A 21,979-nucleotide genomic window follows, 5' to 3' on the forward strand; every position below is an offset into this window, starting at 1 on the left:
GCCGCGGGGCGTTGGTCTTTTCGCGGCCACGCTACTTCGGTGCTTGCGGCAGCGGCGCGGCGGCGCCCAGCAGGCAGTCCGCCACCTCGTCAGAAAACCGCATGGGGCGGCCGTCCAGCCACACGGCCTCGGAGCCCTGGGGGTCCGGCGCGGCGGGTGGCAATCCATGGTCCAGCAGCGCCTGCGCGCAGCCCGCCCAGTCGCCATCGGGCTCGGGCGTGTTGATGGAGCCCCACGACAACGCGCCGCAGGCGTTGTCCTCAAAGCCATGCCGGGCCCGCCAGCGCGCGCCGTGCTCCAGCAGGAAGCGGGTGAGCGCCGCGTCGCCCCGAAAGATGGCCAGGTGCAGCGCCGTACCGTCCCAGTCGCCCCCTGTGGTGTCGATGGGCCAGCCCAGGCGCACCATGAGCCGCACGGCATGGCCGCAGTCCGCCTGGGCGGCCAGCTCGGGCAGCAGGCGCTGCTGGGGCAGCGACAGCGCGTCCACCAGCCCGGGCCGCGCGGCCAGCAGCGTGCGTGCTTGCGCCTCGTCGGCCTGGGCACACGCGGCCACGAAGCGCTCGTCGACAGGCACGTCGCCCTCGCCCACCGCCGCGCGCAGAAAGGCCGCCACCCCGGGCAGTCCGTAGCGCAGCGCCTGGATGTGCGCGGGCGTGCCATCGGCGGCACAGGCAGCCGGGTCGGCGCCCGCCGCCACCAGGGCCTGCACATGGGCCAGCGACCGCCGCCGCCGGATGGCCCAGAGCAGCGGCGCCGCACCGCCCGGCGCCGCGCCATCGGCAGGCTGCTCGTTGGCGTCCGCACCATGCGCCAGCAGCAGTTGCAGCGCGGGCAGGTCGTCCATGTCGAGCACGCGGCACAGCGCGTTCGTGCCCGGCACCCGCGCGCCCGCCTCCAGCAGCAGCCGCGTGCAGTCCAGGCTTCCGAGCGCGTGGTACAGCGATTCGCCATCGTTGGGGTCCGCGCCCGCGTCCAGCAGCAGGCGCGCCATGCCCGCGTGCTGGTTCTGCCCGGCCGCGCCATACAGCGCAGACAGCGGGTGCGATGCATCAGGCTCGGCCAGCGAGGCGGGCGGCCAGCGGTTGGCCACGCACTGGTTCGCATCGGCCCCGGCCTCCAGCAGCAGCGCCACGCAGGCCTGCAGGCGGTCGGCAAAGGCCTGCAGCCGCGCCAGGCTCGAATGCGCCACGGCCACCAGCGGCGGCAGCTGCAAGGGCCCGCCAGGGCGGTGCACCCAGCCCGGGTCTTGCGCGATGGCCTCGCGCAGCCGGGCCTCATCGCCCACGGCGCAGGCCAGCCACGGGTCTTCGTCCCGGGGGATGGCGCCATCGGCCCACAGGCGCTCGGCCAGCCCCGGCCGGGCGCTGTGGTTGCCGCCCGCGATGTCGCCCGCGTAGACCAGGCGCAGCCATTGCAGGGTGGCGCGCACCGGGTCGTCCACCAGCGCGCGCCGCGCCAGCACAAAGCCCTGGAAGTCGGCCCAGGACGCAAAGCCATGCTCGCGCGCCAGGCAGGACTGCGCGTCGTGCAGCCGAAGGCCCAGGGCGGCGATGGCGGCATCGCCCTGGCCCGCAGCCGCCGGCAGCGCGGCGCGAAAGCGCGCCAGCGCCTCGGGCTCGCCGCTGCGGTAGCCGGCGAGCAGGTCCTTGGCTTGTTTCTTGAGATGGCCCAGGTCGGGCCGTGGGGGAATGCGTTTCACGAGAACCTCCGTGCATGGATCGCCGACGGCCCGCAAATCCGGCAGCACAAAGGATGGAAAGTCAGCTCTGCAAGGAGCACGAACGTGCTCCTGGAGTCGGCAAGTGGGTTCAACCCTTCCCGCGGGCCCGGGCGCGGCTTGCACCGCGGGGAGGCATCTTACCGCCGTGCAGCGCACCCCTTGCGGCATGGCGCGAATTCCGTGTACAAAAAATTACATCCGTCGCCATAATGGCAGCGGGAGTCTCCCCGCCGCCACGCCCGATGGCAGGCCCGCAGAGACTTTGCAGCTTTCATTTTCGCGCCATGGGTGCATGCCGTGGCGCCGTTCCGTGGAACCTCAGGAGTCCGCCATGAAGCTCAGCCTCAAACTCCCCTTGGCCTTTACCGTGGCGCTGCTGCTGCTGTTCGCGGCGGCGCTGTTCGGCATCAGCCGCCTGAACCAGGCCCTGGGCACCTACCAGACCACCGTGGCGCAAAGCTTCGAGCACGAGCGATTGGCCTCCTCCATGCTCAATGACTTCAAGGTGCAGGTGCAGGAGTGGAAGAACGTACTGCTGCGCGGCAAGGACCCGGCCCAGCTCACGCGCTACTGGGCAGCGTTTGAAAAGCAGGAGCAGGCCATCGGCCTGCAGGCGAAGAAACTGCTGGCTGGCCTGCCGCCGGGCGAGGGCCGCGACCGCGTGGCGCAGTTCGCCCAGGCGCACGAACGCATGGGCGCCGCCTACCGCAAGGGCTTCGAGGCCTTCAAGGCGTCCGGGCACGATGCCGAGGCCGGCGACAAGGCGGTGCAGGGCATGGACCGCGAGCCCTCGCAACTGATCGACCAGGCGGGCGAACTGATCGCCCGGGCCAGCAGCGAAGTGGCCGAACACGCCGCCGCCACCGCGCAGCGCGCCACCACCATCAGCCTGGCCGTGATGCTGGTGGTGTGCTCGCTCGGCATCGCCGGCGCCATCGCCTTCAGCCGCACCGTGGTGAACCCGCTGGACAACGCGGTGCGGGTGTCGCAGGCCGTGGCCAGCGGCGACCTGACCGTGGCGCAGCCCGTGCGCGGCAAGGACGAGATCGCGCTGCTGCTCAATGCGCTGCACGGCATGCAGCTGAGCCTGTCGAGCGTGGTGAGCCACGTGCGCCACAACGCCGACAACGTGGCCGCCGCGAGCACCGAGATCGCGCTGGGCAACAACGACCTCTCGGCGCGCACCGAGCAGCAGGCCAGCGCGCTGGAGGAAACCTCGGCGTCGATGGAAGAGCTCAGCTCCACCGTGCAGGCCAATGCCGACAACGCGCGCCAGGCCAACCAGCTGGCCGTCAATGCGTCCACCGTGGCCGTGCAGGGCGGCGACGTGGTGGCCGAGGTGGTGACCACCATGAAGGGCATCAACGACAGCAGCAAGAAGATCGCCGACATCATCAGCGTGATCGACGGCATTGCCTTCCAGACCAACATCCTTGCGCTCAACGCCGCCGTCGAGGCAGCCCGCGCCGGCGAGCAGGGCCGGGGCTTCGCGGTGGTGGCCAGCGAGGTGCGCAGCCTGGCCGGCCGCAGCGCCGAGGCGGCCAAGGAGATCAGGAGCCTGATCCACGCGAGCGTGGAGCGGGTCGAACAGGGCACGGCCCTGGTCGACAGGGCCGGCGCCACGATGACGGAAGTGGTGGCCTCGATCCGCCGCGTGACCGACATCGTGGGCGAGATCAGCGCCGCCAGCAGCGAGCAGAGCGCGGGCGTGGCCCAGGTGGGCGAGGCCGTGATGCAGATGGACCAGGCCACGCAGCAGAACGCGGCGCTGGTGGAGCAAAGCGCGGCGGCGGCCGACAGCCTGAAGGTACAGGCGCAGCAGCTGGTGGACGCGGTCTCGGTGTTCCGCCTGTCGCCCGGCGAACACCCGGCGGCGGGGGCGCGCGTGCCCCGGCTGGCGGCGGCCTGACAGGACGGGCGGGCCGGGGGTCGAAGAAAATTGAATCAAAACGACCTCTAACGCCCAACCATCCAGCGCAAACAGCTATGTTTTTAATAGCGACCTGAGCCTGTTCCGGTGCCATGGCGCGCGGCCCCGCCAGCGCGCCAGCCCCCCCATGGGGGCTGGTCAGTCGCCGTGCGCCGCTTCCAGCGCCTTGAACTGCGCCATGGTGCGCAGGCACGCGTCGGCCACCTCCGTGCCCTTCTTCACGAAATGCTCGCGGAAGAACTTCAGATGGTCTTCATGCTCGTGGAAGTCACGCGGCGTGAGCACGGCGGACATCACGGGCACCTCGGTGTCCAGCTGCACGCGCATCAGGCCGTCGATGACGGCGGTGGTCACGAACTCGTGGCGGTAGATGCCGCCGTTGACCACCAGCGCACAGGCCACGATGGCGTCGTAGCGGCCGCTTTGCGCCAGGCGCTTGGCCAGCAGCGGGATCTCGAAGGCGCCAGGCACCTCGAACTGCTCGATCTGGCTCGCAGCCAGGCCGTTGCGGGCGAACTCCGCCACGGCGGCGTCGCGGGCCTGGTGGACGATGTCCCGGTGCCAGCCGGCGCAGATGACCGCAACGCGTTCGCTGCGGCGCGCGGAGTCTGCACGGCCTTGTTCGGCATTGGCAGCGGCGGCATGGTGGGAATGGAAGGACTGATTCATGGATTTTCTCGTAGCAAAGAAAAGGATTACCAGAATCAGGGCGCGCGCGAACAAGGCACACCACAACGGCAAGCAGGCACCCGCGCGCCGGGCCCGGGCAGCCGCACGGCGGCGCGCACGGCAAACCGCGCCCGCCCGCCCGCACCAGCGAACACCCGCACCACTGCACACGGGCACCCATCCCGATGGGCGGCCATGGCTTCGCGATCTCTTTCATCCGGACTGTGACCGTCGGCTCTGGCATCGCACCAGATCTGCTGACCCCGGGCCGCCGCCATGCCTGGCGCGGCCCGGGCGCTCGCGGGCTGCTGCGGTGCGGCTGTAGCAACAGCCACCCGCAGATACCGCCGGTGGGGAATTCCGCCCCGCCCTGAGAACGCTGCCGGCCCCCACAAGCTGTGGAGGCCAGCGGCGCGATTCTAGGGGTTACCCGCGGGGCGGGCCGTCGCCCAGGCGATTGCCTGCACCGTCAGCGGGGCCGTTCGAACCCGGCTTCGGCCCAGGCGGTGGCACTGGCGGGCGTGAGCTTGAACGTGGGCTGCACGGGCACGCGCGCCAGTTCCTCGCCCAGTTCATCCTGGGCGCTCAGGGTGGCCGTGGCGCCCTCTTCGTCGGGCACGATGGCCAGTTGCACGCGCAGGCGCTGGCCATTGACCGTGACCGCGACGTTCTTGTGGAGCTGTGCATGCAACTGCTGCTCGTGGCGGCGCAGCACCTCGCTGGCGGTCTTGACCAGGGTGTGGAAGGCCGAGACATCGAGCGGCTTGGGGTTCTTCTTGTCGCGTCCCATGGTCCAGGGCCCCACCAGCGCGGGCTCGGCCTCGCCCCGCAGCGTCATGGACACGGCCCAGCCGTCGTCGTCTTCGTTCTTGATGACCTGCGCGGTCCATTGGCCGTCGCTCCAACGGCGAGGCTCCTGGATGGTGTCGGGCGTGTCGGGGGTGTCTTGCATGGGGAAAAGGGTCGCAGAAGATTCAGGGAAAGGGCGCAGAGCATAACGGCCCCGGCACGGAGGCGGGAGCATGCATTTTCAATAACCGCTGGTTATTGATGGCGACCGGCGCCAGCCCCCGTCACGGCGCATCGGTCACCGGGTTCGCCACCTCGCGAAGCACGTCTGTGAAGGCCTGCATGGCGGGCGTGGGCGGCTCCCCCAGCCGGGTGATGAGGCCGTAGTCGGGCATGCGGTCCGGCAGGTCCACGGGGATGCGGGCCAGCAGGCCCTTGGCGATGTAGCGCTCCACCAGCGCCTGGGGCTGCAGCGACAGCATGTCGGTGGCCTGCATCATCTCCAGCGCGAACAGGAACGACGGGGTCTCCACCACGCCCGAGCCGAGTGCCAGGCCGCTCCGCCCGAAGATGTCGTCCGACACCTTGCGCACCGCGGTGGACGCGGGGTACAGGATCCACGGCCAGTGCGACAGCTCGGCCATGTCCAGGTCGCGCGCGCCGCGCAGGGGGTGGTGCAGGCCGCCCACCACCAGCAGCGGCTCGCTGGACAGGTGTTCGTAGTGGAATTGCGTGCGGTGCGCGTCGTCGGTGAAGCGGCCGATCATCAGGTCGATCTTGCGCTCTGCCAGCCACACGATCAGCTGGTCGCTGCTTTGCTCCAGCACCTTGAGCACCAGCAGCGGGCGCAGGCGCTGGATCTCGGCCACCGACGCCGTCAGCACGTGCGCGGCCGATCCCGTGATGGCGCCGATCGCCAGGTGGCCGTGGCCGCCCTCCTTGAGCGCATTGAACTCATCGACGAACTTGCGGTGGCCGGCGAGCGCGCTGGCGGCGTAGCGCAGCGTGAACAGGCCCAGTTCGTTGGGCCGCATGCCGCGCGACAGGCGCTCGAAGAGCCGCGCCTCCAGGATGTCCTCGATGTCCATCAGGATCTTGGTGGCCGCCGGCTGCGTGATGTGCATCTGCTCGGCCGTCAGGCGCAGGTTGCGCGTCTGGCCCAGGATGTCCAGGAACTGCAGGTGCCGAAAGCGCAGCCGCGCGCAGGCCTGCGCCATCGACAGGGGTTTACCCGACACGGGGGTGGAGGCCACGGCAAGTCATCAGCATTTGGAATGGATGCTAGCAAAAAAGTGAGTGGACCCCGCGCCCCGCGAAACCTAATCTCTCGCCTGCGTCGGGAGGGTCCCGCAGAGACCCGATGGCGCCGGTGGACCGCTTTTTTTGGCCGTGCCCCACCGTGCCCCAGCCATTCCATATCCGGAGACAAACACCATGCAATTCAAAGCCCTGGCCCTGGCGGCCACGATCCTGGCCGCCGTGGCCGCACCCGTGTCGGCGCAGATCAAGGACCACGTGTTCAAGGTCGGCATCGGCCTGAACGACGACCACCCCCAGGCGCAGGCCGTCAAGCATTTTGCCGAGCAGCTCTCGGCCAAGAGCGGCGGCAAGCTGGTGGCCAAGCTGTACGCCAGCGGCTCCCTGGGCAACGACGTGAGCATGACCTCGGCACTGCGCGGCGGCACGCTGGAGATGACGGTGCCCGACAGCTCCACGCTGATGGCGCTGATCAAGCCCTTCGGCGTGCTGAACCTGCCGCTCACTTTCAACAACGAGCAGGAGGCCGACGCGGTGCTCGACGGCCCGTTCGGCCAGAAGCTGCTGGCCAAGCTGCCCGAAAAGGGCCTGGTGGGCCTGGGCTTCTGGGAGAACGGCTTTCGCCACGTGACCAACTCGCGCCGCGCCATCACCAAGGCGGAAGACCTGGCGGGCCTGAAGCTGCGCGTGATCCAGAGCCCGCTGTTCCTGGACACCTTCAACGCCCTGGGTGCCAACGCCACGCCCATGCCCTTCACCGAGCTGTACTCGGCCATGGAGCAGGCGGCGGTCGATGGGCAAGAGAACCCGCCCGCCACCATCCTGTCGAGCAAGTTCTATGAAGTGCAAAAGCACTTGGTGCTGTCGCGCCACATGTACAGCGCCTGGGTGTTGCTCATGTCCAAGAAGACCTGGGACGGCCTGTCGGCGCAGGAGCAAAAGATCGTGCAGGACGCCGCGCGCGAAGCCACCCTGTTCGAGCGCAAGACCATCCGCGCGTTCAGCGACAAGGCGCTGGGCGAGCTCAAGAAAGTGGGCATGCAGGTGACCGAGCTGGCCCCGGCCGAGCAGGCCAAGATGCGCACCAAGCTGCAGCCGGTGCTGGCCAAGTACGCCAAGGAATTCGGCGAGGAAACCACCGGCGAGATGAACGCCGAACTTGCCAAGGTGCGGGGCGGCAAGTAACTTTTCTGCTCCGCCACAACCGTTCACCGAGCGGCCGAAGCGCCGCGCGAGGCTTCGACGGGCTCAGCCCGAACGGTTTGTGGTTCGAGTCAAACATGCCAACCCCTGTTGCAGCGCCCTTCCCGCCTGCTGACACATCGCGATCCATGACCAAAACACCCCGCCGCCCCTTCCGCTCCCGCGAGTGGTTTGCCGACCCCGCACGCTCGGACATGACCGCGCTCTACCTCGAACGCTTCATGAACTACGGGCTCACGCCCGAGGAGCTGCGCTCGGGCCGCCCCATCATCGGCATCGCGCAGACCGGCAGCGACCTGTCGCCCTGCAACCGCATCCATGTGGACCTGGCGCGGCGCGTGCGCGAGGGCATCCGCGACGCCGGGGGCATCCCGATGGAGTTTCCGGTGCACCCCATCTTCGAGAACTGCCGCCGCCCCACCGCCGCGCTGGACCGCAACCTGGCCTACCTGGGGCTGGTGGAGATCCTGTACGGCTACCCCATCGACGCGGTGGTGCTGACCACCGGCTGCGACAAGACGACCCCGGCCGGCATCATGGCGGCGTCCACGGTGGACATCCCGGCCATCGTGCTCTCGGGCGGCCCCATGCTGGACGGCTGGCATGACGGCGAACTGGTGGGCTCGGGCACCGTGATCTGGCGCAGCCGCCGCCAGCTGGCCGCGGGCGACATCGACGAGGAAGAATTCCTGCAGCGCGCCTGCAGTAGCGCGCCGTCGGCCGGCCACTGCAACACCATGGGCACGGCGTCCACCATGAACGCGGTGGCCGAGGCGCTGGGCCTCTCGCTGCCGGGCTGCGCCGCCATTCCGGCGCCCTACCGCGAACGCGGGCAGATGGCGTACGAGACCGGGCGGCGCATCGTGGAGATGGCCTACGAGGACCTGCGCCCCTCGCGCATCCTCACCCGCGAGAGTTTTCTCAACGCGCTGGCCGTGGTCAGCGTGGCCGGGGGCAGCAGCAACGCGCAGGTGCACATCATGGCCATGGCGCGCCACGCGGGCGTGGACCTGCGCGCCGAGGACTGGACGCAGCATGCCTACGACCTGCCCCTGCTGCTGAACATGCAGCCCGCCGGCAAATACCTGGGCGAGAGGTTCTTCCGCGCCGGGGGCGTGCCCGCGCTGATGTGGGAGCTGCAGCAGGCGGGCCGCCTGCATGCCGATGCCTTGAGCGTGACCGGCAAGGCCCTGGCCGACAACCTGCAGGGCCGCGAGACGCGCGACCGCGAGGTGATCTTCCCCTTCGACGCACCGCTGATGGAAAAAGCCGGCTTCCTGGTGCTGCACGGCAACCTCTTCGACTTCGGCATCCTGAAGACATCGGTGATCTCCGAGTCCTTCCGCCAGCGCTACCTGAGCCAACCGGGCGCGGAAGGCATCTTCGAAGCACGCGCCGTGGTGTTCGAAGGCGCGGACGACTACCACGCACGCATCAACGACCCGTCGCTCGGCATCGACGAAGGCTGCATCCTGGTGATGCGCGGCGCGGGCCCCATCGGCTGGCCCGGCTCGGCCGAGGTGGTCAACATGCAGCCGCCCGACGCGCTGATCCGCCGCGGCATCAACACGCTGCCCACGCTGGGCGACGGGCGCCAGTCGGGCACGGCCGACAGCCCGTCGATTTTGAACGTCTCGCCCGAAAGCGCAATGGGCGGGGGCCTGTCCTGGCTGCACAGCGGCGACATGGTCCGCATCGACCTGAACGCCGGCCGGTGCGACGCGCTGGTGGCCCCCGAGGAGATCGAGCGCCGCCGCCGCGAACTGCCGGCGCCGCCCATCCCCAGGAGCCAGTCGCCCTGGGAAGCGCTGTACCGCGAGAAGACCGGCCAGCTGGTGGATGGCGCGACGCTCGACTTTGCGCTGGACTACCGGCGCATTTCCGAACACACGCCGCGCCACAACCATTGAGACGCTGCGCCTGGGCGGGCGCGGCACCGATTCAGAACCCTTTTCCAAGGAACTCCCATGAGTGAAACGACAGCGGCCACAGCGGCCGGTGGGGCGGCGCGCGCCCACATTCTTCCCGACGACGGCCTGGCCGGCACCCTGGTCGGCCGCGCCTGGGTGCACGGCGCCGTGCCCGGCCCGGCGGTGGTGGCCCTGCGCACCGGTGGCGTGTTCGACCTGAGCCGGCACTACCCCACCATGAGCACGCTGCTGGACACGCCCGCGCCCACCGAGGCAGTGCGAGCCGCCGAGGGCCAGTACCTGTGCAGCGTGGACGAACTGCTGGCCAACAGCCAAACCGGCCAGCATGGCGTGCGCGACACGTCCCGCCCCTGGCTGCTGGCCCCCTGCGATCTGCAGGTGGTCAAGGCGGCTGGCGTGACCTTCGCGGCCAGCCTGATCGAGCGCGTGATCGAAGAGCAGGCGCGCGGCGACGCGGCCCGGGCCCAGGGCCTGCGCAGCCAGGTGGTGGGGCTCATCGGCGAGAGCCTGGCCGACATCCGTCCCGGCTCCGAGCAGGCGATGGCCTTGAAAGCACTGCTGCAAGGCAAGGGCCTGTGGTCGCAGTACCTTGAAGTGGGCATCGGCCCCGACGCCGAGGTCTTCACCAAGGCGCCGGTGCTCGCAGCGGTGGGCACGGGCGAGGAGATCGGCATCCGCGCCGATTCGGCCTGGAACAACCCCGAGCCCGAGGTGGTGCTGGCCGTCAACAGCCGTGGCGCCATCGTGGGCGCCACGCTGGGCAACGATGTGAACCTGCGCGACATCGAGGGCCGCAGCGCGCTGCTGCTGGGCAAGGCCAAGGACAACAACGCCTCGTGCGCCATCGGCCCCTTCATCCGGCTGTTCGACGCGGGCTTCGGGCTGCACCAGGTGCGCGCCGAGACCGTGCACCTGCGCGTGGCGGGCACCGACGGCTTCACGCTGCGGGGCATCAACACCATGGCCAGCATCAGCCGCGACCCGGCCGACCTGGTGGCCCAGACGCTGGCGGCGCACCAGTACCCGGACGGCTTCATGCTGTTTTTGGGCACGCTGTTCGCGCCCATCGAAGACCGCGACCAGCCCGGCGGCGGCTTCACCCACAAGCTGGGCGACGTGGTCACGATCCAGAGCGCCTGGCTGGGCGCGCTGCACAACACCGTGACGCACAGCGAGAGCGCGCCGCCCTGGCGCTTCGGCCTGCGGGCCTTCATCGCCAACCTGGCCGCGCGCGGGCTGCTGCAGGGCGCGGCGCTCTGAACGCCTCAAAAAAACCAGACCGGCCCGCCATCCACGGAGACCCCAGCATGCTCAATACCTTCATCGACCGCTACGTCCGGGCCATCAACCTCTTCATCGCGCTGGCGCTGGCCGCCATGGTGGTGCTGGTGTTCGGCAACGTGGTGCTGCGCTACGTCTTCAACTCCGGCATCGCCGTCAGCGAGGAGCTGTCGCGCTGGCTCTTCGTGTGGATCACCTTCCTGGGCGCGGTGGCGGCCATCAAGGAGAACGCGCACCTGGGCACCGACATGCTGGTGTCGCGCCTGTCTGTGCGGGGCAAGAAAGCCTGCATGGCGCTGGGCCATGTGCTGATGCTCTACATCACCTGGCTGTTCTTCGACGGCAGCTGGCAGCAGATGAAGATCAACTGGGATGTGGAGGCCCCGGTCACCGGCGCATCGATGGCCATCTTCTATGCCTCGGGCGTGGTGTTCTCGGTGTGCGCCGGCTTCCTGCTGACGCTGCAGTTGCTGCGCGTGCTGACCGGCAAGGCCAGCGAGGACGAACTGGTGATGGTCAAGGAATCCGAAGAACAGGCGGAGCTCGAAGCCCTGCAGGCTGAACTGGCGCGCGAAGATGCGGCCGCACGAGCCCTGGGCCAGGCGCCGAAGCAGCGCGGCGAGTGAGCAAGTAAGCATGCACGCACGCACAGATGGCACATCAAAAATAACGGAGACAACACATGACCGTGCTGATTTTTCTGGGGGCCCTCATCGGCACCATGGCGCTGGGCATTCCCATCGCGTATGCACTGCTGGCCGCCGGCGTCGCGCTGATGTGGCAACTCGATCTGTTCGACGCGCAGATCCTGGCGCAGAACTTCATCAATGGCGCCGACAGCTTTCCGCTGCTGGCCGTGCCCTTCTTCATGCTGGCCGGCGAGATCATGAACGTGGGCGGGCTGTCGCAGCGCATCGTGAACTTCGCGCTGGCGCTGGTGGGGCATGTGAAGGGAGGCCTGGGCTATGTGGTGATCCTGGCCGCCTGCCTGCTGTCGTCGCTGTCGGGCTCGGCCGTGGCCGATGCGGCGGCGCTCACGGCGCTGCTGCTGCCGATGATGGTCAAGGCCGGGCACAAGAAGGAGGTGTCGGGCGGGCTGATCGCGGCCTCGGGCGTCATCGGGCCCATCATTCCGCCGAGCATCGGTTTCGTGATCTTCGGCGTGGCGGCCAACGTGTCGATCAGCAAGCTGTTCATCGCGGGCATCGTGCCGGGCATCATGATCGGCGTGGGCCTGGCCGTGACCTGGTGGTGGGTGGGCCGCAAGGAGGTGCTGGCCATGCCGGAGAAGAAGACTGCAGCCGAAGTCTGGCGCACCGCGCGGGAGTCGGTGTGGGCGCTGACCTTGCCGGTGTTCATCCTGGTGGGCCTGCGCATGGGCGTGTTCACACCGACCGAGGCCGCGGTGGTCGCGGCGGTGTATTCGCTGTTCGTGGCCAGCGTGATCTACCGCGAGCTGCCGCTGCGCGCGCTGCTGCCCATCTTCACCACCGCGGCCAAGACCACGGCGGTGGTGATGTTCCTCGTGGCGGCGGCCATGGTGTCGTCGTGGCTCATCACCGTGGCCAACCTGCCCGCGCAGATGGTGGAGCTGCTCAAGCCCTTCATGGGCAACCAGACGCTGCTGCTCATCGCGATCATGGTGCTGGTGATGCTGGTGGGCACGGCGATGGACATGACGCCCACCATCCTGATCCTGACCCCCGTGCTGATGCCCGTGATCAAGGCCGCGGGCATCGACCCGGTGTACTTCGGCGTGCTGTTCATCATCAACAACTCCATCGGCCTGGTCACGCCGCCGGTGGGCACCATCCTGAACGTGGTGGCCGGTGTGGGGCGCATGAAGATGGACGAGGTGACGCGCGGCGTGCTGCCCTTCATGGCGGCCGAGTTCGCGGTGATGTTCATCATGGTGATCTTTCCGCAGACGGTGCTGGCGCCGCTGCGCTGGTTCACGGGCTGACGGCGCCCACCCCTGCCGCAGAGCACTCCCACCCACTCTTCACGCCCCGCATTCCATGACACACCGACTTGCAGGCAAGACCGCCTTTCTCACCGCCGCCGGCCAGGGCATCGGCCGCGCCACCGCCATTGCCTTCGCGGCCCAGGGCGCCCGGGTGATCGCCACCGACATCAACGCCGCCTTGCTGGCCGACCTGCGGCGCGACACCGGCTGCGAGACCCGCGTGCTGGACGTGACCCAGGCCCAGGCCGTGCGCGATGCCGCAGCGGCCGTGGGGCCGGTGGATGTGCTGTTCAACGGCGCGGGCTTTGTGCACGCGGGCAGTGTGCTCGACTGCACGGACGACGAGTGGGACTTCGCGTTCGATCTGAACGTGCGCGCGCAGTTTCGAACCATCCGGGCGTTCCTGCCCGGCATGCTGGCGCGCGGCGCCGGGTCCATCATCAACGTGGCCTCGGTGGCGGGCAGTATCAAAGGGGCGCCCCGGCGGTTCGTCTACGGCACCACCAAGGCGGCGGTCGTGGGCCTGACCAAGTCGGTGGCCGCCGACTTCGTGGCCCAGGGCATCCGCTGCAATGCCATCTGCCCCGGCACCGTGATGTCGCCGTCGCTGCAGGACCGCATCACCGCGCAGGCCGCGGCCACGGGCCAGAGCCTGGCCGCCGTGGAGGCTGGCTTTGTCGAACGCCAACCCATGGGCCGCCTGGGCCGGGCCGAGGAGATCGCCGCGCTGGCGGTGTACCTGGCGAGCGACGAGTCATCGTTCACCACGGGCACCGCCCAGGTCATCGACGGCGGCTGGTCCAACTGATTTCATCTACGCTCTGCGTTTCGCGCCACCCATCATCCAACCCCTCCACCACTACGAACCATGAAGCTGCTTCGCCACGGCCCCAAGGGCCAGGAAAAACCCGCCCTGCTGCACACCGACGGCACGGTGCGCGACCTGAGCGGCGTGCTGCCCGACATCAGCCCCGCCAACCTGTCACCCTCTGGCCTGGCCGCGCTGGCCGCCATCGATGCCGCCACGTTGCCCGTCGTGCCCCAGGGCCGCCTGGGCGTGCCGTGGACGGGCATGCGCAAGTTCATCGCCATCGGCCTGAACTACGCCGACCACGCGGCCGAAGCCGGCATGGCCATCCCGAAGGAGCCCATCGTCTTCACCAAGACCGTCGATTGCGCCGTGGGCTGCAACCACCCCGTGGTGCTGCCGCAGGGTTCGGTCAAATCCGACTGGGAGGTGGAGCTGGGCGTGGTGATCGGCACCCGCGCGCGCTATGTGAGCGAGGCAGACGCGCTGCAGCACGTGGCCGGCTACTGCACCATCAACGACATCTCCGAGCGCGAATACCAGCTCGAGCGCGGCGGCACCTGGGACAAGGGCAAGGGCTGCGACACCTTCGGCCCCATCGGCCCCTGGCTGGTGAGCGCCGACGAGGTGGGCGACCCGCAGAATCTGTCGATGTGGCTGGACGTGAACGGCGAGCGCCAACAGACCGGCAGCACCCGCACGATGATCTTCACCGTGGCGCAGCTGGTGAGCTACCTGAGCCGCTTCATGACGCTGGAGCCCGGCGACCTGATCACCACCGGCACCCCGCCCGGCGTGGGCATGGGCAAGAAGCCCCAGGCGCAGTTCCTCAAGCCCGGCGACGTGATGCGCCTGGGCATCGAGAAGCTGGGCGAGCAGGAGCAGACCGTGTTTGCGTGGGACCCGAAGCTGATCGACGGCTGACGGCACGCGCCCCGGCACGGAGCACGCACGGCTGCCGACAGGAGCCCACGCGCCACCGCCCCGGGGCCTTGAGACGAAAACAGCCTCCTGCGCCCGCCACCCAAGCCCTGGCAGCTATGAATTGAGGAGCATCGACACCGCCTACACCAAGGCACCGGCTCAAAATGCCAGTCCATAGCGCACCTGGACAAAATCTTCTCCGGGATTGGGCTTGCGGATGCCACCGTTGGAGACATGGCGCACCATCAACATCAGCTCATGCTGGCGGCGCGCGCCAAAGTTGAAGCCGATCCCCTGATGGTCGGTGAAATTGAAGCGTGTGCTGAAGGCCTTGTGCCGCATCGCGTAGTGCCCGTCCAGCACCGAAACGCCGATGCCGCCTTCCATGAACCACGCCGAACGCCCGCCATTGAAGCGCAGCCGCAGCGTGGGCACCAGGGCCAGCTGCGTCCAGTGCCTGCGATCGGACGCCGCCGAGCCCGCAGGGACGCGCCAGTGGGCGATGTGGGCGTCCCAGTGCCCCGTCAATTCGCCGCCCAGGAAGGAACGGCGCCATTCCCATGGCAGCTGCACCCCCACCGACACCAGGCCCACATCGCTCGCGGCGCGTGCGCCGTCGATGAACATGCGCCGGGGTTCGGGGGCGGTCTGCAGCGCCGCATCCTGGGCACCCGCCGCCGTGGCGAGTGCCCCCAACACTCCCAGCAGCGCCAGGGTACGCGGCCAGGAAACGGGAGAGGGAGGACGTTGCGCCCCGCCGCATGCTGCGGGGGCGGGGACGGGTGGCAAGGCGGTAGAGATCGAATGCACGAAGGTACTCCGACAGGCAGCAGTGGGGCGGGATAACACGCCCTGCTCTGGCGCCGCACCCGGGTGGGCGGCAAGGGCAGCAGCGTGGCCGGCCGGCCTGCCTGCGCTTGCAGGCGTCGCCGGCACCACCAATCTACACATCAATCCCGCCGCCTGCAGGTGCTGCGGCCCCATGCGCCTGTAGGCGAACCGGCTGAGATGCCGTCGGCCGGGATGCAGCCCCCGCCCGCACCCCCGGTGGCCCGCCGCCGCGCCGGCCGGGATGCCCAGGCTCAGTGCGCCACCGTGAACCGCTGCTGCAGGTGCCGCGGCGTTTCCAGCTCATCGGCAATGGCCACGGCCAGATCGGCCACGCTGATGCCGCCGGGCTGGTCGCCGTTCATCAGCGGGGCTTCGGTGCCCAGGCGGTACTGGCCCGTGCGTTCGCCGGGAGCCAGCAGGATGGGGGGCGAGAGGAAGGTCCAGTCCAGGGTGCTTTCGGTGCGGATCCAGTGGAGTGCCTCGCGCGCGGCCAGGGCCCCCTGCTTCCATTCCGCCGGGAACTGGGGCGTGTCCACCAGTTGCACGCCGGGCGCCACGAACAGGCTGCCGGCGCCGCCCACCACGAGCAGGCGCCGCACACCCGCCTGCTTGGTGCCGTCGATGATGGCGCGGGTGCCCTTGAGGAACTGGTCATGGATGTCCGGCACGGTCCAGCCGGGGTTGTAGGCGCTCACCACCGCATCGTGGCCGGCGGCGGCCTTGGCGACCTGGGCGGCATCCTGCGCGTCGGCGGCGACGACGGTCAGGCCTTCACGCGCGGGCAGCTTGCCGGGGTTGCGGGCCAGCACGGTCACGCGGTGGCCGCGCTGCAGCAGTTCATCGAGCACGGCCGAGCCGACGAAGCCGGTGGCACCAATCAGGGCGATGTTCATGGGGAGTTCCTCGGTTCAAAGTTGCGATAGGGTGAGAATATGGGCTTGTCAAAGACCGCACTAGAGGGCTAAAAATGCCTTCACTTTGAAGACCAGCTTCACGATCAAGCAAATTCACCGATGGAAGACCTCAAACGCATGGCCGTGTTCGCCGCCGTGGTGCAGCACGGCTCGATGAGCGGCGCGGCCCGCGCCCTGGGCATGAGCACCTCGGCCGTGAGTCAGCAGGTGCGCAGGCTGGAGAGCGACGGCGGTGTGACGCTGCTGCACCGCTCCACCCGCAAGCTGGCCCTCACCGAGGCGGGCCAGCGCTACCACGCGCGCTGCGCCGCCATGTGGGCCGCGGCCGAGCAGGCACGCGCCGAGCTGGCGGCATCGCGCGATGCGCCCAGCGGCGAGCTGCGCCTTTCGGCCACCGTGGGCTTTGCACGGCACATCGCGCCCGCGCTGGGTGAGCTGCTGGCCGCCCACCCTGCCTTGCGCTTGAGGCTGCTGGTGGACGATTCGCCCATCGACCTGATCAACGCCCGCATCGACCTGGCGGTGCGCTACGGGCGGCTGGCCGACTCCAGCTGGGCTGCCCGGCGCCTGGGCGGGATGCGGTGGTACCTGTGCGCCTCGCCCGGGTGGGTGGCCAACCATGGCGTGCCGCAGGACCCCGACGCCCTGCTGTCGCACAGCTGGCTGGGCTTTGCGCGCGGGAGCGGCGGCCTGCTGATCGATCTGCGCAGCCCCACGGGCGAACCGCGCGCGCTGCGGGTGGAGCCGCGCATCGCCAGCAACAACCAGTTGTCGATCCAGCAGATGTGCGAGGCCGGCCTGGGCCTTGCGCTCGTGGGCAGCATGGACGCACACGAGGCCTTGCAGACCGGGCAGCTGGTGCGACTGCTGCCCGACTGGTCCTTCGGCACGCTCGACATCTGGGCCGTCACGCCCCAGCGCGACGCACAGCCCGCCAAGGTGCGCCAGGCCATCGCGGCGCTGCACGGCTATCTGAGCCAGGTGCCGGGCGTCACGGATTGAGGGGCGGCTCTCGGGGCCGCCTTTGGACCCGTTCCCTGTCCTGCGGCGTGGGAGGAGGGAAAAGAAAAAAGAAAAAGAAGACGCGGCGGCCTGGCCGCGCTGGTTTCACCGGCCCTGGCCGGCGCGCAGCACGGTGGCGGATGGCAGTGGCGTGAACGCAGCGCCCGGCATCCTTCCATCCATCATTTTTTTATCGCATCGCCCCACAAATTCCATCGTTGTGCGTGCCGCGCGGGCTGCCTACAGTCGCCTTCCGGTACCTGCTTCCACGACCTTTCTTCAACCCGACCGGAGAACGCACATGACGACCAACCCCACCACCCACTTCCCCATCGACCGCGTACTGGCCGCGTTTGAAAAGGGTGACGTGCCCACATTGCTGGACAGCATCTCCGACGACGTGGATTTCCGCATCGACCACTACCGCGACGAGGCGGACACCAGCTGGCAGGTCGCCCGCCACAAGGCCGACGTGCTGGCCGTGGTGCAGCGCCTGGGCACCGAAGTCTTTCCGCAGGGCACGAAGATCGTGCACACCCACAGCCAGCCCCTGGGCGACGACTGGGTGATCACGAAATTCCACCAGCGCTTCTTTTATGCGGTACAACAGCGCGAAGTGGAATCGCTGACCTGGATCGTGAGCCACTCGCGCAACGGCCAGCTCGACTACTTCCGCGAAACCGTCACCACCATCACCCCGACCTGACCGCGGCCCTCCGTGGCCCCCGCACCATGCTGTTTGACCTGCGCGCCCTGGGCTACTTCGTGGCGGCCTACGAAGAACGCTCCGTGACCACGGCCGCGCGCCGCTGCTTCGTGGCGCAGCCCTCGATCAGCATGGCCATCAAGGGGCTGGAGGATGCGCTCGACACCGTGCTGTTCGAGCGCAGCCGCCAGGGCCTGGCGCCCACGCCCGCCGCCCACCGCCTGTACCCGCGCGCCTGCAGCCTGCTGGCGCAGTCGAGCGCCATGGTGCGCGACTTCCGCGATGCGCCGCGCGAAACGCTGGGCGTGTTCCTGCAGGACGACCTGATGGTGGGCCCGGCCGCGCCGCTGTTCGCGCAGATTGGCGAGCTCATGCCCAACGCCCTGGTGCGGCTCACGGCCAGCGCGCAGGAGGCGCGCCTGCGTCTGGTGGCCGAGCATTGCAAGCCGTCTGGCGACACCTTCATGTCCTTGTGGCGCGAGCCCTATGTGATGCTCCTGCCCGAACAGCACCCGCTGCGTTTCAAGAAGAAATTCGGCCTGGCCGACCTGCAGGGCGTTCCGCTCATCGAATGGCCGTACTGCCCCTTGCACCAGTCGTTCGTCCGCCTGCTGGCCGAGCGCGGGATCGCGCTGGAGGTGCAGGCCAGCGCCGCGCGCGAAGAGCTGTTGCTGCACATGGTGGACAGCGGCCTGGGCGTGGCCGTCGTGCCGCAGTCCTACGCGGCCCACGCACGCCATTCGGTCGTGCGGCCCCTGGACGGTCCGCTGGCTTTCTCGCGCCATCTGGGCCTGGCCTGCGACGCATCGGACGCGCCCCTGCTCGCGCTGCTGGGCCGCCTCGCCTCCAGCCTCAAGACGCCACCGGACCTTTCCCGCAGCAGCGCGGCCTGAGGTGGAGCCCGCCGCTGGCACGGCAGGCAAGGTGCGGTACAAAGGGGGTTGTCCCCAGCCCACACCTGCCACCATGGTCCTTGAAATCGCCCACCTCACCGTCCGCGCCGGCCAGAATGCCGCGTTCGAGCAAGCCTTTGCCCAGGCGCAGCGGATCATCGCCTCGATGCCCGGCTACCTGTCGCACGAACTGGCCCATTGCGTGGAACGCCCGCAGGACTACGCATTGCTGGTGCGCTGGGCCACGCTCGAGGACCACGAAATCGGCTTTCGCCAGTCGGCGCCCTACCAGGAATGGAAACGGCTGCTGCACCATTTCTACGACCCGTTCCCCACGGTGGTGCATTTCACCCCCGTGGCGCTGCCGCCCTCGGCATGACCCGCGCCGCCAGCGTGTGACGGCGCCGCGACGCCTGGATGCTGCAGCGCACTATTCGGGTATTGCCTGAACATTTAGCGCACTGCACATGCCGTTCTGATCCTAGAATTTGTAAACGCGCGTTTCTTCTTCTTTTCTGCGCGAAGGACCCATCATGAAAGCAGTGCAGCAGGACATCGACGAGCGGACCAACCTCACCAGCACCAACAAGTTCGAACTGCTGCTGTTTCGTCTGGGCACCGACAGTGCCCTGGGCAAATCCGAACTGTTCGGCATCAACGTGTTCAAGATCCGCGAGATCGTGGCCATGCCCAGCATCACGCCGATCGCGGGCACCACGCCGCATTCGCTGGGGGTCGTGAACCTGCGCGGCCAGGTGATTCCGGTGCTGGACCTGCCTTCCATCGTGGGCTGCAAGCCCCAGACGGGACTGAACATCATGCTGGTGACCGAATACGCGCGCACCACGCAGGCTTTTGCGGTGGAGTCGGTGGAAGACATCGTGCGGCTGGACTGGAAGCAGGTGCTTTCCGCCGAAACCAGCGGCGCCGCCGGCAAGCTGGTGACCAGCATTGCCCGCCTGGATGGCAACACCGACGAATCCCGCTTGGCCCAGGTGCTGGACGTTGAAGCCATCCTCCAGATGGTGTCGCCTTCGGACGGCCACGAGGTCACCGAAGAGAAGGTCGGCGCCAAGCTCAAGCTCAAGCCCGGCACCATCATCCTGGCGGCCGACGATTCGTTCGTGGCGCGCTCGCTCATCGAGCAGGAACTCAAGGTGCTGCATGCGCCCTATGAAATGGTGAAATCCGGCAAGGAAGCCTGGGACCGGCTCAACGCCATCGCCAGGAGCGCCGAAGCCGAGGGCAAGAGCGTGCTGGACCGCGTGGCCATGGTGCTGACCGACCTCGAAATGCCGGAAATGGACGGTTTCACCCTCACGCGCAACATCAAGCAGGATGCGCGCTTCCACGGGCTGCCGGTGGTCATCCACTCCTCGCTGTCCGGCTCGGCCAACGAAGACCACGTGCGCAGCGTCGGCGCCGACGGCTATGTCGCCAAGTTCGTGGCGGAAGATCTGGCGGAAACCATCCGCCGGGTGCTGCCCAAATAAACGGGAAGCAGGCCAGCTTCCCGCGCGCCCTTCGCCACGGCGTACACGCCGCGCATAAAAAGGGCGGCTCGCGCATTGCCAGCCACGCGCTTTCGCTATCAATTTTGATTTCAAAAGCCGGTGCGCCAAGGCACCAGCCCGGCACGGCATGGGATTTCGTCCTACCCGTTGCATCGGCATGCAGGTCAACCAAATGGGCCCCCCGGGCGCTACAGTGGGAGGCATTGAAAAACGCCACTCCGAAACTTGTAACACCCCGCCGGGGTGCTTTTCGGGGGCTTTACGTACAGCGCGGAACGCCCACGCCCTGTAGGGGGTCTGAACAGCATGACATACACACTCGCCCGCATCATTTCTGCCACGGTCCTGGGCGCCGTGGTGACGGGTTGCGCCACCGTGCCGGGCGACCCCTATTACGAACCCACGCCGTACAGGGTCTACGAGCAGCCGGGGTACATCTACAACACCCCGTCGGTGTACTCCAGTCCGCCCCCCGTCTACCCTGCGTATTCGGCCCCGCCCTCTGTCATCTACTACGGCGGACGTGATCGCGACGACCGCTGGGAACGCGATCGCAACCGCAACGACTGGCGCGAGCGCGAGCGTGACAGAGAACGGGCCGAGCGCGATCGCGTAGCCCGGGAGCGTGAACGCGACCGCCGCGACCAGCAGGCGCGCGAGGCCGATCGCCGCAACCGGGACCGGGAGCAGGCCTTGCGAGACCAGGCGGAACGCGACCGCCGCGCCGCGGAAGACCGCCGCAACCGTGAAGCCCGCCCTGGCCGCATGGCGCCAGACAGCTACACGCCGCACCCGCTCGACTGGCGTTCACGCCAGCAGTCGAACAGCCCCGAAAAACCCTGAACGCGCTGCCGTCCCGCGCCGTCGTTCCCCCTGCCTGGCAGCCGACCGTGACGATCCGCCCCTGCCTCTTCATTCTCTGCCTGGGTGCCGCCGTGCTTGCCACGGGCGCCAGCGCCCAGGTGGTTCGCTGCACCGATGCCCGCACGGGACAGGTGACCTATACCGACGGCGCATGCACCGGTGGCGCCACCGCGCGCGAAGTCGAAGCGCGGAAAACCCCCGAGGAGATCCAGCAGGAACGGGAGCTGGCAACGCAAGCACTGGAGCGCAAGCAACAGCGGCTGCAGGCAGAGGCCACCGCGGCGGAAACCGATGCCCGCCGCAACGCCGAACGCGACCGTGCCCGCGCCGCACAGGCCGCGGCGGCCACGCCCCAGCCCCAGGACTACGCCCGATCCCCCGAATGCGCGCGCTCGCGGCGCAACCTGGATATGGTGGCTGCGGGTCTGGCCCGCTCGACCTATGAACAGGAGTTGCGCCTGGAGGCGGCGCAGCGGCAAGTGGATCTGGACTGCCTGGGCCCACAAGGGTATGCGGAAGTCGAAAAAGCGCGTGCCCACCAGCCCCGGGTGGTGGTCGTGCCGCCATCGCGGCATCGCCCCCTTTTTCCTGACCCCTTCCCGCAGACAGGCACACCGCAACCTCCACCTCGCCTGACGCAATGCGGTGACTTTCGCTGCACCGACAACCAGGGCAATACCTATCCCCGCGCCGGTCCCGGGCGGTTCCCCGGTCCCGGCGGTGTGTGCCGCTCCAATGGAGGCCAGGCGCCCTGCTGAACCCGGCGGACGCGCCCGC

At 68.7% G+C, this 21,979-nt stretch carries 21 protein-coding genes and 1 riboswitch; of the genes, 15 read left to right on the forward strand and 6 right to left on the reverse strand.

The genetic code is table 11. The features are described 5' to 3' along the window. Nucleotides 1-31: 31 nt before the first annotated feature. On the reverse strand, nucleotides 32-1,699 hold the full coding sequence (locus AC1RVY_RS23755) for an ankyrin repeat domain-containing protein (RefSeq protein WP_492808552.1): 1,668 nt from the start codon (nucleotides 1,697-1,699) through the stop codon (nucleotides 32-34). Between the two features lie 352 nt (nucleotides 1,700-2,051). Between AC1RVY_RS23755 and AC1RVY_RS23760 the strand changes: the two genes are divergently transcribed. After that, nucleotides 2,052-3,629: a methyl-accepting chemotaxis protein gene (locus AC1RVY_RS23760; protein WP_492808554.1), complete on the forward strand. Its 1,578-nt coding sequence runs from the start codon at nucleotides 2,052-2,054 to the stop codon at nucleotides 3,627-3,629. Between the two features lie 159 nt (nucleotides 3,630-3,788). Here AC1RVY_RS23760 and AC1RVY_RS23765 read toward each other — a convergent pair whose 3' ends face one another. From AC1RVY_RS23765 to AC1RVY_RS23775, 3 genes are all read right to left on the reverse strand, one after another. Next, nucleotides 3,789-4,319: a 6,7-dimethyl-8-ribityllumazine synthase gene (locus AC1RVY_RS23765; RefSeq protein WP_218293719.1), complete on the reverse strand. Its 531-nt coding sequence runs from the start codon at nucleotides 4,317-4,319 to the stop codon at nucleotides 3,789-3,791. Nucleotides 4,320-4,520: 201 nt separating this feature from the next. Then, nucleotides 4,521-4,701, reverse strand: a riboswitch (FMN riboswitch). Between the two features lie 87 nt (nucleotides 4,702-4,788). After that, on the reverse strand, nucleotides 4,789-5,271 hold the full coding sequence (locus tag AC1RVY_RS23770; RefSeq protein ID WP_369641817.1) for a hypothetical protein: 483 nt from the start codon (nucleotides 5,269-5,271) through the stop codon (nucleotides 4,789-4,791). Between the two features lie 121 nt (nucleotides 5,272-5,392). Next, nucleotides 5,393-6,325, reverse strand: a complete 933-nt coding sequence (locus tag AC1RVY_RS23775) for a LysR substrate-binding domain-containing protein (protein WP_492808621.1) — start codon at nucleotides 6,323-6,325, stop codon at nucleotides 5,393-5,395. A 217-nt stretch (nucleotides 6,326-6,542) separates the two neighbouring features. On the opposite strand from AC1RVY_RS23775, the gene AC1RVY_RS23780 reads away from it, so the two are divergent. The 7 genes from AC1RVY_RS23780 (at nucleotide 6,543) to AC1RVY_RS23810 (ending at nucleotide 14,478) form a co-directional block, all read left to right on the forward strand. Continuing rightward, nucleotides 6,543-7,550 (forward strand): TRAP transporter substrate-binding protein, encoded by a 1,008-nt coding sequence (locus AC1RVY_RS23780; RefSeq protein ID WP_218293717.1) that lies wholly within the window; start codon nucleotides 6,543-6,545, stop codon nucleotides 7,548-7,550. A gap of 146 nt (nucleotides 7,551-7,696) precedes the next feature. Further along, a complete protein-coding gene (locus AC1RVY_RS23785; RefSeq protein ID WP_492808556.1) occupies nucleotides 7,697-9,478 on the forward strand; it encodes an IlvD/Edd family dehydratase in 1,782 nt (593 codons plus the stop codon). A gap of 57 nt (nucleotides 9,479-9,535) precedes the next feature. Beyond that, a complete protein-coding gene (locus AC1RVY_RS23790; RefSeq protein WP_492808558.1) occupies nucleotides 9,536-10,759 on the forward strand; it encodes a fumarylacetoacetate hydrolase family protein in 1,224 nt (407 codons plus the stop codon). A 47-nt stretch (nucleotides 10,760-10,806) separates the two neighbouring features. Next, nucleotides 10,807-11,406 carry a TRAP transporter small permease gene (locus AC1RVY_RS23795; RefSeq protein WP_492808559.1) on the forward strand — a complete coding sequence of 200 codons (600 nt, stop codon included), beginning with the start codon at nucleotides 10,807-10,809 and terminating at the stop codon, nucleotides 11,404-11,406. 56 nt (nucleotides 11,407-11,462) lie between these two features. Beyond that, nucleotides 11,463-12,743, forward strand: a complete 1,281-nt coding sequence (locus AC1RVY_RS23800; RefSeq protein WP_218293712.1) for a TRAP transporter large permease — start codon at nucleotides 11,463-11,465, stop codon at nucleotides 12,741-12,743. A 55-nt stretch (nucleotides 12,744-12,798) separates the two neighbouring features. Further along, nucleotides 12,799-13,554 (forward strand): SDR family oxidoreductase, encoded by a 756-nt coding sequence (locus AC1RVY_RS23805; protein ID WP_492808561.1) that lies wholly within the window; start codon nucleotides 12,799-12,801, stop codon nucleotides 13,552-13,554. A gap of 60 nt (nucleotides 13,555-13,614) precedes the next feature. Then, the gene (locus AC1RVY_RS23810) at nucleotides 13,615-14,478 is read left to right on the forward strand and encodes a fumarylacetoacetate hydrolase family protein (protein ID WP_492808563.1); all 864 of its coding nucleotides are present in this window, start codon (nucleotides 13,615-13,617) and stop codon (nucleotides 14,476-14,478) included. A gap of 159 nt (nucleotides 14,479-14,637) precedes the next feature. On the opposite strand, the gene AC1RVY_RS23815 is transcribed toward AC1RVY_RS23810, so the two are convergent. Both AC1RVY_RS23815 and AC1RVY_RS23820 read right to left on the reverse strand, forming a co-directional pair. Next, a complete protein-coding gene (locus AC1RVY_RS23815) occupies nucleotides 14,638-15,177 on the reverse strand; it encodes an acyloxyacyl hydrolase (protein WP_492808565.1) in 540 nt (179 codons plus the stop codon). A gap of 383 nt (nucleotides 15,178-15,560) precedes the next feature. Beyond that, nucleotides 15,561-16,202 (reverse strand): NAD(P)-dependent oxidoreductase, encoded by a 642-nt coding sequence (locus tag AC1RVY_RS23820; protein WP_218341705.1) that lies wholly within the window; start codon nucleotides 16,200-16,202, stop codon nucleotides 15,561-15,563. Between the two features lie 120 nt (nucleotides 16,203-16,322). Here AC1RVY_RS23820 and AC1RVY_RS23825 point away from each other — a divergent pair, with 120 nt between their 5' ends. From AC1RVY_RS23825 to AC1RVY_RS23855, 7 genes are all read left to right on the forward strand, one after another. Then, the gene (locus AC1RVY_RS23825) at nucleotides 16,323-17,225 is read left to right on the forward strand and encodes a LysR family transcriptional regulator (RefSeq protein ID WP_369641814.1); all 903 of its coding nucleotides are present in this window, start codon (nucleotides 16,323-16,325) and stop codon (nucleotides 17,223-17,225) included. 301 nt (nucleotides 17,226-17,526) lie between these two features. Continuing rightward, the gene (locus AC1RVY_RS23830; RefSeq protein ID WP_369641813.1) at nucleotides 17,527-17,931 is read left to right on the forward strand and encodes a nuclear transport factor 2-like protein; all 405 of its coding nucleotides are present in this window, start codon (nucleotides 17,527-17,529) and stop codon (nucleotides 17,929-17,931) included. Nucleotides 17,932-17,957: 26 nt separating this feature from the next. After that, on the forward strand, nucleotides 17,958-18,824 hold the full coding sequence (locus tag AC1RVY_RS23835) for a LysR family transcriptional regulator (protein ID WP_492808567.1): 867 nt from the start codon (nucleotides 17,958-17,960) through the stop codon (nucleotides 18,822-18,824). 73 nt (nucleotides 18,825-18,897) lie between these two features. Then, a complete protein-coding gene (locus tag AC1RVY_RS23840; protein ID WP_369641812.1) occupies nucleotides 18,898-19,203 on the forward strand; it encodes an antibiotic biosynthesis monooxygenase family protein in 306 nt (101 codons plus the stop codon). A gap of 154 nt (nucleotides 19,204-19,357) precedes the next feature. Further along, complete coding sequence (locus tag AC1RVY_RS23845; protein ID WP_218293700.1) at nucleotides 19,358-20,317, forward strand: chemotaxis protein; 960 nt, start codon at nucleotides 19,358-19,360, stop codon at nucleotides 20,315-20,317. 327 nt (nucleotides 20,318-20,644) lie between these two features. After that, entirely contained in the window at nucleotides 20,645-21,181 is a 537-nt protein-coding gene (locus tag AC1RVY_RS23850; protein WP_255594515.1) for a hypothetical protein, read from the forward strand. Between the two features lie 53 nt (nucleotides 21,182-21,234). Next, the gene (locus AC1RVY_RS23855) at nucleotides 21,235-21,960 is read left to right on the forward strand and encodes a DUF4124 domain-containing protein (protein ID WP_492808623.1); all 726 of its coding nucleotides are present in this window, start codon (nucleotides 21,235-21,237) and stop codon (nucleotides 21,958-21,960) included. The last annotated feature ends 19 nt before the right edge of the window (nucleotides 21,961-21,979 follow it).

Source organism: Acidovorax sp. GW821-FHT11A03, from assembly GCF_058809075.1.

Bases quoted from the DNA above. Each gene is read 5' to 3' on its own strand.
- AC1RVY_RS23760 (WP_492808554.1), top strand. From the start codon at position 2,052: ATGAAGCTCAGCCTCAAACTCCCCTTGGCCTTTACCGTGGCGCTGCTG.
- AC1RVY_RS23765 (WP_218293719.1), bottom strand. From the start codon at position 4,319: ATGAATCAGTCCTTCCATTCCCACCATGCCGCCGCTGCCAATGCCGAA.
- AC1RVY_RS23770 (WP_369641817.1), bottom strand. From the start codon at position 5,271: ATGCAAGACACCCCCGACACGCCCGACACCATCCAGGAGCCTCGCCGT.
- AC1RVY_RS23775 (WP_492808621.1), bottom strand. From the start codon at position 6,325: ATGGCGCAGGCCTGCGCGCGGCTGCGCTTTCGGCACCTGCAGTTCCTG.
- AC1RVY_RS23780 (WP_218293717.1), top strand. From the start codon at position 6,543: ATGCAATTCAAAGCCCTGGCCCTGGCGGCCACGATCCTGGCCGCCGTG.
- AC1RVY_RS23785 (WP_492808556.1), top strand. From the start codon at position 7,697: ATGACCAAAACACCCCGCCGCCCCTTCCGCTCCCGCGAGTGGTTTGCC.
- AC1RVY_RS23790 (WP_492808558.1), top strand. From the start codon at position 9,536: ATGAGTGAAACGACAGCGGCCACAGCGGCCGGTGGGGCGGCGCGCGCC.
- AC1RVY_RS23795 (WP_492808559.1), top strand. From the start codon at position 10,807: ATGCTCAATACCTTCATCGACCGCTACGTCCGGGCCATCAACCTCTTC.
- AC1RVY_RS23800 (WP_218293712.1), top strand. From the start codon at position 11,463: ATGACCGTGCTGATTTTTCTGGGGGCCCTCATCGGCACCATGGCGCTG.
- AC1RVY_RS23805 (WP_492808561.1), top strand. From the start codon at position 12,799: ATGACACACCGACTTGCAGGCAAGACCGCCTTTCTCACCGCCGCCGGC.
- AC1RVY_RS23810 (WP_492808563.1), top strand. From the start codon at position 13,615: ATGAAGCTGCTTCGCCACGGCCCCAAGGGCCAGGAAAAACCCGCCCTG.
- AC1RVY_RS23820 (WP_218341705.1), bottom strand. From the start codon at position 16,202: ATGAACATCGCCCTGATTGGTGCCACCGGCTTCGTCGGCTCGGCCGTG.
- AC1RVY_RS23825 (WP_369641814.1), top strand. From the start codon at position 16,323: ATGGAAGACCTCAAACGCATGGCCGTGTTCGCCGCCGTGGTGCAGCAC.
- AC1RVY_RS23830 (WP_369641813.1), top strand. From the start codon at position 17,527: ATGACGACCAACCCCACCACCCACTTCCCCATCGACCGCGTACTGGCC.
- AC1RVY_RS23835 (WP_492808567.1), top strand. From the start codon at position 17,958: ATGCTGTTTGACCTGCGCGCCCTGGGCTACTTCGTGGCGGCCTACGAA.
- AC1RVY_RS23840 (WP_369641812.1), top strand. From the start codon at position 18,898: ATGGTCCTTGAAATCGCCCACCTCACCGTCCGCGCCGGCCAGAATGCC.
- AC1RVY_RS23845 (WP_218293700.1), top strand. From the start codon at position 19,358: ATGAAAGCAGTGCAGCAGGACATCGACGAGCGGACCAACCTCACCAGC.
- AC1RVY_RS23850 (WP_255594515.1), top strand. From the start codon at position 20,645: ATGACATACACACTCGCCCGCATCATTTCTGCCACGGTCCTGGGCGCC.